Source organism: Enterobacter sp. Ag1 (assembly GCA_000277545.1).
GTDB lineage: Bacteria > Pseudomonadota > Gammaproteobacteria > Enterobacterales > Enterobacteriaceae > Cedecea.
On the sequence record AKXM01000030.1, the window covers coordinates 42,863 to 57,087 of the forward strand.

Sequence of the window (14,225 nt, forward strand, 5' to 3'; positions counted from 1 at the left end):
GGCAAAAAGGTTAGCGCTGGGAAGCGTCGAGATAGCGGCTGTATTTGCGCTGGGTTTCAATGTGGTCGGCGACGTATTTCGCGTCATGCCACACGCCCCAGATAAACGTTGAGCCCCGGCGGGAAAGCCACGGCAGGCCGAGAAAATAGACGCCCGGCTCGCTGGACACGCCGCGCTGGTGGCGTGGTTTGCCCTGAGCATCAAAAGCATCCACGTTGAGCCAGCCGTAGTCCGGCGCGTATCCGGTCGCCCAGATAATCGAGGTGATGCCCGCTTCGGCCAGGTTCAATTCCAGCGTGGGCTGGGTGACGCAAAGCGGATCGGCCGGGAAGACTCGGGCCTGCGGCTCTTCAGGCAGATCGATCCCGTTGCGGGTAATCCACGCATCGGCGGCGTCCAGCAGGGCCAGGTAACTTTCATCCCCCTGGCGGATGTTGTGTGCCAGATTATCTTCAAAAAAGACTTTCCCCTCGGCGAAGCGCTGGGTCAGGCCGACGAGGTGAATGCCCTGGTGTGCGAGTGCCCGGAAATCAACGGTGTGGCCGCCGCGAGCGCCACTCACCGCAATGGTGACGTGTTCTTTGCCAGGCTGATTGGCCGCAGCATCCCACAGCCCAAGCACCCCCAGCCACCAGCAGAAGTCCCGGTTGCGGTAGGCGCGGGGAGGGCGGTCGTGGGCACCCACGGAAAGGTAAACCTGCTTGCCCGCACGCTGTAGCTCATCGGCGATCTGTACCCCGGAAGAGCCAGCCCCCACCACAAGCACCGCGCCAGCCGGTAGCTGAGCCGGGTTTTTGTAGGCGGCGGAATGAATCTGGTGCAGCCCGTCATCTGCCGGAGCAATGGCCGGGATGACCGGGCGCTGGAAAGGTCCGGTGGCGGCCACGATATGCTTTGCTTCGACAATACCGTCGCTGGTTTCCACCGTGAAACCCGACCTGCCGTGATGGCGCGTCACGCTTTTCACTTCCACGCCGGTTTTTACCGGCGCTTCAAATTTCCGGGCGTAGTTTTGGAAGTAGTTCGCCACCTCGTCTTTGGGGATAAAACTGTCCGGGTCGGCGGCGTCAAATTCAAGGCCAGGAAAGCGGTCGTGCCAGGCCGGGCCGTTGGCAACCAGCGAATCCCAGCGGCCGCTGCGCCAGGCTTCGGCGATGCGGTTTTTCTCCAGCACCAGATGGGGAATACCGAGGCGCGTCAGGTGCTCGCTCATGGCGATCCCGGCCTGGCCGGCACCAATCACAAGGGTATCTGTCTGTGTTTTTATTTCGGTCATGTCTGTTTCCTTGATGCTCGGGAAATAAGGTTCAGCGCAGCTTCGCGATGGCACAAGGTTATTAAGCGGCAGACATTCCGTAAAATATTATAAATCTAGGGATAAGGTATAAATAAAGTGGTCTCCAGCTATGGGCTATGAATTTCCTGTATTTTAAGACGGTGAAACACCACTTTTTAATTTTCGACCAGGGTTTTCGGCATCAGCTCAAAGGTGCGGCAGTAATCCATAAATAAGCGCGTCGGCCGGGTCGGCTCGTTATTGCGTAAATAAGCCATCACCAGCGTAGAGGCCGCCATATCATCAATGATTTCCACCTGCTTAACGCGCTGACCGTCATAGGTTATGTCGGTGCAGGGGCGGGTGACCAGCACCGAAAATCCCATGCCCTGGCCGACCATGCAGCGCACCATTTCAATCGACGGCGAACTGTAGGCCACCTCCGGGTGCAGGCCTTTGTCGGTGAAAATATTCATGAAGTAGCTTTTGCTGGGAATAACGTCCAGCAGGATCATCGGTTCGCGACTGAGTTCTTTGAGCGTGACGGTGGTTTTTTTCGCCAGCGGATGAGCCGCAGGCAGCAGAGCGTAAGGTTTCTGCGGGGCGTTCAGTTTTTCGGTATGCAGCGTGCTCTCTAACTCCAGGTTGTACATAAAGGCGAGGTCGAAGCGCCCGCGGTGCAGCCCGTGGGTCAGTTCATTTTGCTCCCCGTCGTACAGTCGGATGGTTATGTCAGGATAAAGCTTGCGAAACCCGGCGATGAGCCTCGGCAGATAAAGCGGGGCCGCGGACTCGAAGCAGCCGATGGCGATGGTGCCGGAAACCAGGTCGTTATCCGCTTTGGCATTTTGCTCAAACTGGTATGAAAGCCGCAGCAACTCGCGTGCTTTTTCATAAAACCGCAGCCCGCCTGGCGTGAGCGAAACGCCCTGCGCGTGGTGGCGAATAAAAAACTGCTGCTCAAAAGTGTCTTCCAGGTTTTTGATGGCAATGGAAACGGAAGGCTGGGCGATATGCAGCTGCCTTGAGGCTTCAGCGATGCTCTGCGCCTCCACGACGGTGACAAAGTACTTGAGCTGCTTGAGCGTGAAATGTGTCATGGCGCTAACCCCGCTTTTTTATTGTCAATGCAGCCTTGAAGAGAGTTTCAGGCTATTCAGTCAGTTTGCAGCAAGGCCCATGCCAGGTGTAACAGTGGTGGACACAAACGGCAAAATTATGCCCTGAAAAAATATTTTCATTTTTATTGGCCACGAATTATCCCCAAAAAGTGGCAGAGGAAAAATAATCCGCACCTTTTTGGTGCGGGTGAATATTTTGAGCCGCTATTATCTGCCTGAAATATGTCTTTATTGGCTTTTCTTTGGCGAATTAATATCTTGCGCTGCGCTGGTGCAAAAAAATAACCATTGCATTAAAACAATTTTTTATAGAGGTAAGGCATATTTTTCGTCCTTTATCCCGACGCGCTTCTCCTGCAGCATGACCCCATCGCAAACGCTCATCGAGTGATTATCGTCCTGGCGAATATATTGCAAGGCATTCCCCGGCGCGAAAATCATCCGTTGTTTCAGGTGCCGCCGTTGGGGCATCCATAAAAATGATTAACCACCTGCACTGGAGTCATCGCATGTTTACATCCTCACACAGCAAGGCGTTATTTTCCTGCATGGCGGCGGCGCTGCCTTTACTGCTCAGCGGCGGGGCTCAGGCGGCCGTGATGACCCCCGGTCAGCTTACGGTGGGGAGCGATATTACCTTCCCGCCTTACGAATACCTCGACGGCAAAACCCCGGCGGGTTTCGATATTGAATTTATCAACGGCGTGGCCGAAGCGATGAAGCTGCAGCCCAATTACGTGGATACCCGCTTCACCAGCCTGATCCCCGGCCTGCAGGCGAAACGCTTCGAGCTGATTGCTTCCGCGCTGTTTATCACCCCGGAGCGCCAGAAGGTGATCGACATGGTGCCTTACCTGAAAACCGGCGAGTCGCTGCTGACGCTGAGCAATGCCAGCTTCAAGCCAACCAAGCCGGAAGAGCTTTGCGGGCATAAAGTCGGGTCGATGCAGGGCACTTACTGGCTGGAAAAACTGCACACGCTGTCGGCGGATTACTGCGTGAAGCAGGGGCTGAAGCCGATTACGGTTAGCGAATTCTCAACCGACCCGCAGACAACCCAGGCGCTGCTTTCCCACGCGGTTGAAGTGCAGATGACCGATGCCGCCGTGGCAAGTCAGGTGGTGGACAAAATGAAAGGGCGACTGGCGGTGACCTCGACCGACCTGCTGTACCCGGTGCTGGTGGGGCTTGGGGTGAGTAAAACCAACCCGGAGCTGAAAAAAACGCTGAACGACGGCATCGCGGCTTTTAAAGCGAGCGGCAAGTACTCGGCATTAGTGAAAAAGTATCACCTGGCGGAGCCGTCCGAAGCCGAAATTCAGGCCAGCAGTTTGTAATCATTACCGCCGGGGAGTACAGATATGTCGTTTGACTGGAACTATTTATTCAGCCTGTTTAGCAATGCCGATTTTTGGCAGGCAACCTGGACCGTGATTAAGCTGAGCCTGCTGAGCTGGGTAATCAGCATTGGCTTTGGCTTTCTTCTGGCGCTGGGCAAACAGGCGGCGTCTCCCTGGCTCTCTTTACCGGCGCGGGCCTATATCTGGCTGTTCCGCAGCCTGCCGCTGCTGGTGCTGCTGATTTTTGTCTATAACCTGCCTCAGGCGCTGCCCGGCAGCTCGGCCTTGTTAAGCGACCCGTTCTGGGCCGGGCTTATCGCGCTGGTGCTGAGTGAAACGGCCTATATTGCCGAGATTCACCGTGGTGGCCTGCTGGCTATCCCTCGCGGGCAGCGTGAGGCCGCCCATGCCCTGGGGCTGCGCTACGCCGGCATTCAGTGGCTGGTCATTGTGCCGCAGGCGCTGCGGGTGGCGCTGCCGTCGCTGGCGAACGAATACATCTCCATTGTGAAACTTAGCTCGCTTGTTTCGGTGATTTCACTGACCGAGATCCTGATGGTTGGGCAGCGGCTTTACTCGCAAAACTTCCTGGTGATGGAGACCATGGCGGCGGTGGCTTTCTATTATGTGTTTATCGTGACCGTTTTTGATTTCCTGCTAAAGCTGCTGGAAAAACGGCTGGATGTCACCCAGCGCAAAACCGCACGCCTGCCGGAAGCCGAACTGGAAGCGATGGCGGCACAGGAAAGCGGGCTGGTTGCTCGCCCGGCTCTGGCAGTGAATGTTCCCGCGCTGCAGGCCCGCAAGCTGCACAAGGCCTACAACAACGTGGAGGTGCTTGGCGCGGTGAACCTGGACATCAAGCCCGGTGAAGTGGTGTCCGTCATTGGTCCGTCAGGTTCCGGCAAAACCACGCTGATTCGTCTGCTGAACGGCCTCGAGCAGTTGGATAACGGCGAGATCCTGATCAACGGCCAGCCGTTTATTCGCCTGGAAAAACACGGGGCCCAGAAGCCGCAGTATTTGGAAAACGCCGCGCACCGGCTGAACATCGGCATGGTGTTTCAGGGCTTTAACCTGTTCCCGCACTTAACGGTGATGAAAAACCTGATGCTGGCCCCGCACTACCATCGCCTGGCGACGGATGCAGAGCTGAAGCGCGATGCCTGCGTGTTGCTGCGCAAAGTCGGCATGCTCGAGCACGCCCACAAATACCCACACCAGCTTTCCGGCGGGCAGCAACAAAGGGTGGCGATTGCCCGGGCTTTAATGATGCGTCCGCAAATTATGCTGTTCGATGAGCCTACCTCGGCGTTGGATCCTGAAAAGGTGAATGAGGTGCTGCAGGTGATTGAGAACCTGGCGGAGGAGGGCATCACGATGGTGATTGTCACCCACGAGATGAACTTCGCGTTCAGCGTGTCGGACAGAATTGTGTTTATGGAAAAAGGGCGAGTCGTTTGCGATGACTCTCCTCAGGCGCTGCGCAGCGGAGAGAACCCACGTATTACCGAATTCCTGAAAGACGTAAATCTGGCCCCTGTTACGGCCTAAAAAAACGGGCTGCGGTAACATTATCCTGCCGCAGCCCGGGTGGATTAAATCTCTATTACCTTCACGCCGGAACTGCGCGCCATTCGTACGCACTCCGCCGTATCTTCTCCCCCAGGAAAGGCCAGCAGCACGTCGGGGCGGCTGTCCTCCAGCATAAACAGATTGCGGCGGGTTTCCGCGTATTTGCCGTGCAGCGCCCAGTTGGCCGGGTAGCGAATGACGTGCACGTCGGTGCCGCGTGCCCAGGTTTCAATGGCGCCGCCGAGCGACTGATGTCCCCCGTGGATCAGCACATTCATTGTCTGCGTGCTGGCATATAAATCCAGCACGCGGGTGAGGGTATGGGTGTCGGCATAAAACCGACCTGCGCAAATTAAAACTCTCACTTTTCTGTACCTTAACGTTGCTTTCCTTGAAAAGATGCTTCGTCCACCTTGCGGCGGTTATTGTTTTTTAAGCGTCCGGCGGCGTTTCGATAAAGCGCAGCGACTTATCGCCCAGACGGTCAATTACCGGGTAGGCCACGGCCGCGATGTGGTGATGTACGCGGCGGTAGTCCCGCAGCACTCGCTGGAAAATGTCGCCGGATTCCGCCCAGGCATTTTTGTCCTCTCGCAGTTTTTTGAAGTGCTCGCGGCTGGCGGAAGCCTCGAGCTGACGAATGGTTTCCTTGCGCTGCACCAGCTGATGGGCCGCGGATAAATCTTCACGCATAAACGCGGCGATGCCGAGGCGCAGGCTGGTGAGGATCTCCGCGTGCAGCAGGCGAATATTGTGTAATTCAAAGTCGCTGAACAGTTCGCCACGGCGAGCGCGGCGCGTAGCTAACTGGGTCAGGTTGCTGGAAAGAATGTCCCCAGCATGCTCGAAGTTGATGATGAACATCAGGATCTCCTGGGCGCGATCGGCATCCGCGTCATTCAGCCCGTCATGGCTGATATCGGCCAGGTAAGCACGCACCGCCGCGCTGAGCAGATCCACCGACTGATCAAGTTGGCGAATCTCATCGGCAGCCTGCTTTTCCTGGGTGACAAACAACACCAGCAGGCGGTCCAGCATGATGGTCAGCATGTCGGCTGCGCGCAGCGATTCACGGACTGAATTAGACAGGCCGATGTAAGCCACTTCGAGGCCGGCATCGTCCAGATACATCGGCATCCCAGGGTCGCCCACGCGCTCTTCTTCCGGGAACAAACGCTCCAGGAAACGAGCCATCGGCGCGGTCAGACCGATAAACAACAGTGCGAGCACGGCGCTAAAGGCCGTGTGGAACCACACCACCAGCTGCGGCGTGCTCAGCCCGGACTTCTGCGCAAGATCCGTCAGCAGCGGAAGCATTAAGAGCGCCAGCGCGCAGCCGACCAAGCGAACAACCAGGTTGCCAACCGGCAGGCGACGAGCCACGGCGGAGCCCGCGTTCAGTACCGGCGGCAACGCCCCACCAATATTGGCTCCCATCACCAGAATCAGCGCTGTTTCTGGCCCCATCGCGCCGGTGGCCGCGAGGGAAGCGATCAGCAAAATGATCGCCACGCTGGAGTGGCACAGCAGCGTCAGGATCGCGGCCACCAGCAGGGCGATTAAGATATCGCCCTGCAGCCCCTGCATCACGGCGTGAAACACCGGCGTGACTTCGATTTCCGCCAGCGTGCCGCTCAGTAAATGCAGGGCAAGCAGCATCAGGCCGAGGCCAATCAGGGCGCAGCCCACGCTCTCAAAGTTGGAATGGTCGCGCAGCTTGAAGACCACAAACCCGGCAAGCAGAAGCAGCGGGATGGCCATTTCCATGTCGAAGCTCATCAGCTGCACCACCAGCGTGGAGCCGATATTAGCGCCGAGCATCACCGCCAGGGCTGGGGCAAGGCTCAGCGTCCCTGCGGCGGTGAACGACGTCGCCATCATGCTTACCGCGGTGCTGCTTTGCAGAACGCCGGTAATGCCGATCCCGGCGAGCAGGGCCGTCCAGCGGCTGGTGAGGTGGCGTCCCATCCAGTTGCGCAGCGGCGTGCCGAAGCCGCGCTGCAGCGCAGTTGAAATCATATGGCTGCCCCAGAGCAGCAAAGCGATGGCGCCAGCCAGGTTAATTAACAGAGTAGTTCCGGACATAATCAATTCCCCCTCTTCAGGGCGGGTGGTGTAACAAAACGCAGTAACCTGATCGAAAAACGATGTATGGCGCTGGCGAGGTTCAGTAACGCTTTCGCGTGTCGATAGTTGATTTTCCCTCCGGCGAACCAGGCCAGGGCGTGGACGCGAAGGGTGCGGGTTATTTTCATTAAAAATAAGACAACCAGTGCGATGGTCTTATTTTTAATCAGGAAAATAATGGAATGTTGCTTTTCCATAATGCTTTCCAGCTTGTGTTGCTTGCCTGAAAGGTGCCGCCGAAGCGGCACTTTTTTACCTTACTTAACGCAGCGTTAGTGCCACTGCTTGAAGCGACGCATGTAGAACGTTTTCATGCCCTGAGCCACGCAGCAGTAGGCGAGCAGGGTAGCCACCAGCCACGGGAAGTACTGCCACGGCAGCGCCTGCAGCCCAACCAACGGCCCGAGCGGAGAGAACGGTACGTAAATCCCAATCGCCATAATCAGCCCGGTCATCATGAGTACCGGCCAGGCGGCAGTGCTCTGAATGAACGGAATTTTCTGGGTACGCAGCATGTGCACCACCAGCGTCTGCGACAGCAGGCCTTCAACGAACCAGCCGGACTGGAACAGGGTCTGCATGTGCTCGCTGTTGGCGCTGAACACAAACCACATCAGCGCGAAGGTGGTCATGTCAAAAATGGACGACGTCGGGCCAATCCAGACCATGAAGCGGCCAATGTTTTTGGCATCCCACTTGCGCGGCTTGCTCAGGAACTCTTTGTCCGTTTTGTCCCACGGCAGCGCGAGCTGGGAAATGTCGTACATCAGGTTTTGCAGCAGCAGCTGGATCGCAAGCATCGGCAGGAACGGGATGAATGCGCTGGCGACCAGCACCGAGAACACGTTGCCGAAGTTGGAGCTGGCGGTCATGTTCAGGTACTTCATGATGTTGCCAAAAGTCTCGCGGCCTTTGATCACGCCTTCTTCCAGCACCATCAGGCTCTTTTCCAGCAGGATGATGTCGGCGGATTCCTTGGCAATATCGGTGCCGCTGTCGACCGAGATACCGACGTCGGCATCGCGCAGGGCTGGGGCGTCGTTAATCCCGTCGCCCAGGAAGCCCACGGTATGGCCGTTGGCCTGCAGCGCCTTCAGCACGCGAGACTTCTGCAGCGGCGTCAGCTTGGCAAACACGGTGCGCTCTTCCACCAGCTGCTGGAGGGAGGCGTCGCTCAGTTGCTCAATCTGCGGGCCGAGTACCGGCTCACCCGGCTCCAGCCCGACCTGGCGGCAGATGCGGGTGGTGACGATGGCGTTATCGCCGGTCAGCACTTTTACCGCTACGCCAATGTCCATCAGAGCAGCAATTGCCGGGCCTGCACTCTCTTTCGGTGGATCGAGGAAGGTGAGGAAACCGCGGATAATCAGGTCATGCTCATCGTCGGTGCCGTACTGTTTTTTCGCCTCGGCTTTAGGAATATCGCGAGTGGCCACCACCAGGACGCGGAAACCGTCTTTGTTGTAGTCATTGGTCATTGCCAGCATGGCGTCACGGCGCTGATTATCCAGCGCGACTACCTTGCCGTTCTCTTCCATGTGGGTGGCAATGCTCAGCATCTCTTCCACGGCGCCTTTGCACACCAGCAGGTGATTGCTCTGGCTGTCCTTCACCACAATCGACAGGCGGCGGCGGACGAAATCAAACGGCATCTCGTCGACTTTGCTGTAGCCCTGCGGTTTGACGAAGTTTGGCTCATTGTCAGAGAAGTAAATGACTGCCTGATCCATCAGGTTTTTGATGCCGCTTTGGTGGTAGCTGTTCAGCCAGGCCAGCCCCAGCACGGACTCGTTTTTCTGGCCGTTGGTGCCCACGTGATGCTCGAGGATGATCTTATCCTGCGTCAGCGTCCCGGTTTTGTCGGTGCACAGCACGTCCATTGCGCCCAGGTTCTGGATAGCGTTCAGGCGCTTAACCACCACTTTACGCTTCGCCATAGCCACCGCGCCTTTGGCGAGGTTGGCGCTGACGATCATCGGCAGCATTTCAGGCGTTAACCCTACGGCTACCGCCAGGGCAAACAGCAGGGCATCCCACCATTCGCCTTTCAGCAGGCCGTTAATCAGGAACACCACAGGCACCATCACCAGCATAAAGCGGATCAGCAGCCAGCTGACGCTGTTCACGCCGCGGTCGAAGGCCGTTTGTGCGCGGCTGCCGACAATCGCTTTAGCCAGCGAGCCAAAGTAAGTCCGTGGCCCGGTTGCTACCACCACCGCCTGCGCGGTACCGCTGACCACGTTGGTGCCCATAAAGCAGATGTTCGGGATATCCAGCAGGTTTTCGCTGTCGATCGCCTTATCGTGCGCGGACTTTTGCGCCACGTCGCCCAGGGTGTCGTATTTCTCAATCGGCAGCGCTTCACCGGTCAGCACGGCCTGGCTGATAAACAGATCCCGGGACTCAATGAGGCGCACGTCTGCCGGGATCATGTCCCCCGCATAGAGCTGCACGATGTCGCCCACGACCAGTTCGCGCATCGGGATTTCACGCGGGGTTCCTTTTTGCCCTGCGTGTTCACGACGCACAACCGTGGCGGTGGTGCGAACCATCGCTTTCAGCGCCTCGGCAGACTTCGCCGAGCGGTGCTCCTGCCAGAAACGCACCAGGCCGCTGAGCGCCACCATGGTGCCGATGATAGTCACCGTCGTCAGGTCGCCGTCTTCGCCGTGGCTGGTGGGCAGCCAGTAATCGGTAAAGAAGCTGATCCCGGCGAGAATGCCGAGCACGTAGATAAATGGGTTATTAAATGCCATCAGCAGCTGAACCAGCGCGTGAGGCGGCTTGTCATGGGCAACTTCGTTCAGGCCATCCCGCTCCAGCCGGGCGCTGGCGTGGGCTTCCTGCAGCCCTTCCCGGGTGGTGTTCAGGTTGACCAGGGTTTCTGCGATGCCGTTTTTGGCTTCCTGGGCGGCACGCATAGACAGCGTGCTTTTTTTATTACGGTTCTTGGTTTGTACAGTCATGGTGGTGCTCCTGTCGCCGGACGGCAGCAGACTCTTTAAGGTAAACGCCAGATTAAGGGCGACCGAAAATAGCCCGATGCCGCATGAGCGATCGGTTTTAAATTAATTTCGCACAGGGTTTCTCACTATTTATTTATTAAAAATAAACAGGTAAGAAATTTATATTTTCTTTTCTCGGGACGTGTTTATTCCTGCTGAGAAATATGCCAGAAGGCATCAGCGAATAAACAGGTACCAGCAGTGACGTAACTCAGCGAGGCGCACGGAAGCGGGCTGCGGCATAGCGCGCAGACGAACCTACGGCGTAACGGCTGAATCAGGCTACGAAGGGTCGACTTTGAGGGTCTTCGCCATCAGAGAAGCTGCAACGACGCTCCAGCTGGCCGGTGACAGGACTGACACGCCAGTTAGTGATGCGTTGATTCAACTCACTGATTTTCGAAGAGAAAATTGAGTTTGACTGTTTTTTGCGTGCGGACAACACCCGATCGCGGGGCGGCCGGACACGCAGCGTTGATGTCACTGTTTTGACACCAGGAAAAAGGGTAGATTTGAAGTTCATAACACACCTCGGGACCGTGAAAACCCTGGTCGAGGTGGGACAACACGAGAGCATCAGGCTCCGGCGAGACACACCAAAACGAAGAAGTGATCACAATCGATTTCATGTTTACTTTCCCGAACCGCCATTAAGGCCATGTTCGGGCAGCTACTAAATTCAGTATCCATTAGTCTCTTATGTCAGGTTAGGAAAGGCCGCAACTTCGGCCCGTGAAATCTACCCATGGGCAGTACTATTGTCAACCCGCCAGTGGAAATTAAATGTGTTCGTTTATATTTCAGTGAGGGAATATTGAGGGAAGAGAATAAAGGATATTTTTTATCTCACTCCCTGAGTTGTGTTTTTTTCTAACTTGTAAACGGCCTGGGGGATCGCCGTCATTCCCCCGAAACCCGGTGTTCTCGTTACTGACCCTCACCCTAACCCTCTCCCTGGAAGGGAGAGGGAACAGATTACGTATTGTTCTGACCTGCAGTTTTCTCCCTCGCCCCTTTGGGGAGAGGGCCGGGGTGAGGGGAGGATTTGTGCCCGATTCTTGTTTAGACGAGAGATATCGTCACCATTAATATTTTCCTTAAACTAAATCAAAACTTGCGGGCAAAGCCGGTTTTTGCCCCTCGCGCTTTGATTTGAAACAAAATTTAACGCTTATAGCGGTTCATCTGCTGCGTTAGTGTGATAAAAATCACATTAAGACGGCAGTGGAACTGCGGTCGACAACCCGTTTTTGTTTCAGTTGAAAGTTAGGTCGAACGTTATGGATGCGAAACCAACTCGCAGCCCCGGCGGCAAAATTGCGCTGTGGCTGTTCTATGCTTTTTGTTTGTACATCGTTTGGGCGATGGTGCGTTATTTTTGGGTCGTCAGTGGGGTAACCAGCGGCGATTTAGGCACCTTTAGCGGTAAACTCCTCGGGGCGCTGATGGGGTTGCTGGTGTTAGGTTCCGTCGCGGCGGTGCTGGGCTGGATAGCATGGTACACAAGGCCGCGTGCTTATCCTGTTCGCGCCAGAGAAAACCGGCTGCGTTGAAACCAAATTGCCCGATGAGCCACCTGCTTTTGCGTGGCTCAGGCTGTATACCTTCCCGCTGTAAAACTTCCGCTGAAGCCAGCCTATTTATTTCATGCTCTTTCCCGGCATCATTTAATTTTTCTCTGCGCTGCAATACTATTTATTCCTCATTAAAAAGAGGGTTTATCGTATTTATATAACTGTGCGTAAAGTCACGTTTGTTATTTTTCGAACTGTCTACACTGCGGGAAGATTTATGGGGAAAACTATGCACATTTATATTGTTCGAATCATAACGTTTGTTCGCACTATGTTGCCGATGTTCGGCAGCAGGGCGCGCGTTTGGTTGAATAATAGCTGCTGGTTTAATAGCGTGAGCGAACTGGAAAAAGACGACGCCGTTTATTCTGATTCGCTGGATAATGTTTGTGCCGTAAATTGGTCCCGGCTCTGGTGCAGCGCCGGCGTTCTATATCATTCACTTCGCTATTCGCATTCTCCGTCCTTAAAAAAGGAACATACCGCTCTGCGTCCGCGCCGCCTGGCCGTTCGCAAACGCTATGAACTTTCGTTCCTGTGCCGTATTTCCAGCCTGCATCAGCTGATGATGTGTCTTCACGCCGGCGGTGATGCCGGAGACGCCGCGATGCTGGCCCATGTTCGCCCCCAAAGCACAATGCGCTTTTCAGCCATTGTGCTTTTTTATTGCCTTTCTTCAGCCAGATAAGGAGTTGTTATGTATATCGTTTGTGTTGCAGCTTGCCCTACGGGCATCGCCCATACCTACATGGCTGCGGAGGCCCTGGCCCTGGTGGGTCAGCAGCGTGGGCATGAAGTGAAAGTCGAAACGCAGGGCAGCATGGGCGTTGAAAACGAAATTACCGCCGACGATCTTGCCCGGGCCAACGCGGTGATTCTCGCGGCGGATGTGGCGATTACCGGCAAAGAACGTTTTGACGGCATGATGAAACTGGAGTGTAGCGTGGCCGATCCTATCAAGTTTGGCGAGGCCGTGTTTGAGGCGATAGAGGCGGAGATAGCACATGGCTAAATTCAGGGCTGAGGCGGGGATGTCGACCGGCAAAGAGGTCAAAAATGCCATCATGACCGGGGTGTCATGGATGCTGCCGTTTGTCATTGCCGGGGCGGTGATCATGGGCATCGCGCGCATCGGTGCTTCGCTCTACGGCATCGAAAATATCTGGGATGCCAGCCACGCTCAGGCGGCGAGCATCATTGTGCAGATGCTGCATAAATTCGACGGATTTGGTGGCCTGGCGCTGTCGCTGATGCTGCCGGTGGTCGCCGGGTATATCAGCTTTGCCATCGCCAATAAGCCGGGGCTGGCGCCGGGGATGGTGGGCGGCTTACTGGCCAGCAGCCTCGGAACCGGGTTTCTTGGGGCGCTCGCCGCCGGTTTTGTTGCGGGATACATCGTGCGGGCGCTGGCAACCTGGGTCAAACTGCCTGCTGCGCTGGCCTCGGCTGGCCCTATTTTTATCCTGCCCGTAGGCGGCACGCTGCTGACCTGCATGGTGATGGCTTTTATTATCGGTGGCCCGCTGGCGGCGCTGAATCACGGGATGGAAACCTGGCTGCTGGCGATGTCCGGGACGAACAAAATCATTCTGGCAGCCGTCGTGGGCGGGATGGTGGGTTTTGACCTGGGCGGCCCGGTGAACAAGGCGGCGGTAACCACCGCCATGGCGCTGCTGGCTTCCGGGATTTACGACCCCAACACCGCCGCGCAGGTGGCGATTATCGTCCCGCCGATTGGCCTCGGGGTTGCAACGCTCATCTGGGCTAAGCGCTTCCCGGCTTCGGTGCGCGAGGCGGGCAAGGCTTCGACGCTGATGGGCCTGATTGGCGTATCTGAAGGGGCGATTCCTTTCGCGCTGGCAAACCCCAAAATTATCGTCATCAATGTGGTTGGCTCAGCCACCGGGGCCGCGCTGGCCGTCGGACTGGGTGCGGTAAACCATGCGCCGATTTCGGGTTTTTACGGCTGGCTGGCGGTAGATAAATGGCCCATTTATGTGCTGTCTATTGCTGTCGGCGCGGGGATTATTGCCGTGGGATCGTTATTAGTGTTTCGGGCTGAAACTGTCGTTGAAAATAAACCTTCGGCTGCCGTGCCTAAATTTAAAGTAGGGCGCTAGCCGCCCGGTTCATTTATTTCAGGCCGTATGGGCTGCGTTTTTACGGTATTTCATGCCGGGGATAACTCCGCCTTAAATGTGCCTCAT

Annotated in this window: 12 protein-coding genes; 6 read left to right on the forward strand and 6 right to left on the reverse strand. The window is 56.3% G+C overall.

Translation table 11 applies throughout. The features are described from left to right. Positions 1–10 precede the first annotated feature (10 nt). Together A936_RS11825 and A936_RS11830 are read right to left on the reverse strand one after the other, a co-directional pair. Positions 11–1,276: a flavin-containing monooxygenase gene (locus A936_RS11825; protein ID WP_008458068.1), complete on the reverse strand. Its 1,266-nt coding sequence runs from the start codon at positions 1,274–1,276 to the stop codon at positions 11–13. Between the two features lie 176 nt (positions 1,277–1,452). Beyond that, positions 1,453–2,376 carry a LysR substrate-binding domain-containing protein gene (locus A936_RS11830; protein ID WP_008458071.1) on the reverse strand — a complete coding sequence of 308 codons (924 nt, stop codon included), beginning with the start codon at positions 2,374–2,376 and terminating at the stop codon, positions 1,453–1,455. Between the two features lie 530 nt (positions 2,377–2,906). Here A936_RS11830 and A936_RS11835 point away from each other — a divergent pair. Together A936_RS11835 and A936_RS11840 are read left to right on the forward strand one after the other, a co-directional pair. After that, positions 2,907–3,734, forward strand: a complete 828-nt coding sequence (locus tag A936_RS11835; RefSeq protein WP_008458073.1) for an ABC transporter substrate-binding protein — start codon at positions 2,907–2,909, stop codon at positions 3,732–3,734. A 24-nt stretch (positions 3,735–3,758) separates the two neighbouring features. Continuing rightward, on the forward strand, positions 3,759–5,291 hold the full coding sequence (locus A936_RS11840; protein ID WP_008458074.1) for an amino acid ABC transporter permease/ATP-binding protein: 1,533 nt from the start codon (positions 3,759–3,761) through the stop codon (positions 5,289–5,291). Positions 5,292–5,335: 44 nt separating this feature from the next. Here the strand turns inward: A936_RS11840 and A936_RS11845 are convergent, their stop codons facing one another. The 4 genes from A936_RS11845 to mgtA all read right to left on the reverse strand — a co-directional run bounded on the left by A936_RS11845 (position 5,336) and on the right by mgtA (position 10,405). Beyond that, positions 5,336–5,677, reverse strand: a complete 342-nt coding sequence (locus A936_RS11845; protein WP_008458076.1) for a DUF2493 domain-containing protein — start codon at positions 5,675–5,677, stop codon at positions 5,336–5,338. Positions 5,678–5,744: 67 nt separating this feature from the next. Continuing rightward, a complete protein-coding gene (locus A936_RS11850; protein WP_008458078.1) occupies positions 5,745–7,397 on the reverse strand; it encodes a Na/Pi cotransporter family protein in 1,653 nt (550 codons plus the stop codon). Between the two features lie 2 nt (positions 7,398–7,399). Continuing rightward, positions 7,400–7,636, reverse strand: coding sequence for a hypothetical protein (locus tag A936_RS11855; RefSeq protein ID WP_008458080.1), 237 nt, complete (start codon positions 7,634–7,636; stop codon positions 7,400–7,402). Between the two features lie 75 nt (positions 7,637–7,711). Continuing rightward, positions 7,712–10,405 (reverse strand): magnesium-translocating P-type ATPase, encoded by a 2,694-nt coding sequence (gene mgtA / locus A936_RS11860; RefSeq protein ID WP_008458082.1) that lies wholly within the window; start codon positions 10,403–10,405, stop codon positions 7,712–7,714. A 1,319-nt stretch (positions 10,406–11,724) separates the two neighbouring features. Here mgtA and drpB point away from each other — a divergent pair. The 4 genes from drpB (at position 11,725) to A936_RS11880 (ending at position 14,138) form a co-directional block, all read left to right on the forward strand. After that, the gene (gene drpB / locus A936_RS11865) at positions 11,725–11,997 is read left to right on the forward strand and encodes a cell division protein DrpB (protein WP_008458086.1); all 273 of its coding nucleotides are present in this window, start codon (positions 11,725–11,727) and stop codon (positions 11,995–11,997) included. Positions 11,998–12,352: 355 nt separating this feature from the next. After that, a complete protein-coding gene (locus tag A936_RS11870; protein WP_157141409.1) occupies positions 12,353–12,706 on the forward strand; it encodes a hypothetical protein in 354 nt (117 codons plus the stop codon). A gap of 9 nt (positions 12,707–12,715) precedes the next feature. Further along, the gene (locus tag A936_RS11875) at positions 12,716–13,030 is read left to right on the forward strand and encodes a PTS fructose transporter subunit IIB (protein WP_008458091.1); all 315 of its coding nucleotides are present in this window, start codon (positions 12,716–12,718) and stop codon (positions 13,028–13,030) included. Then, complete coding sequence (locus tag A936_RS11880) at positions 13,023–14,138, forward strand: PTS fructose transporter subunit IIC (RefSeq protein ID WP_008458093.1); 1,116 nt, start codon at positions 13,023–13,025, stop codon at positions 14,136–14,138. Before A936_RS11875 ends, A936_RS11880 begins: the two co-directional genes overlap by 8 nt. Positions 14,139–14,225: the final 87 nt, after the last annotated feature.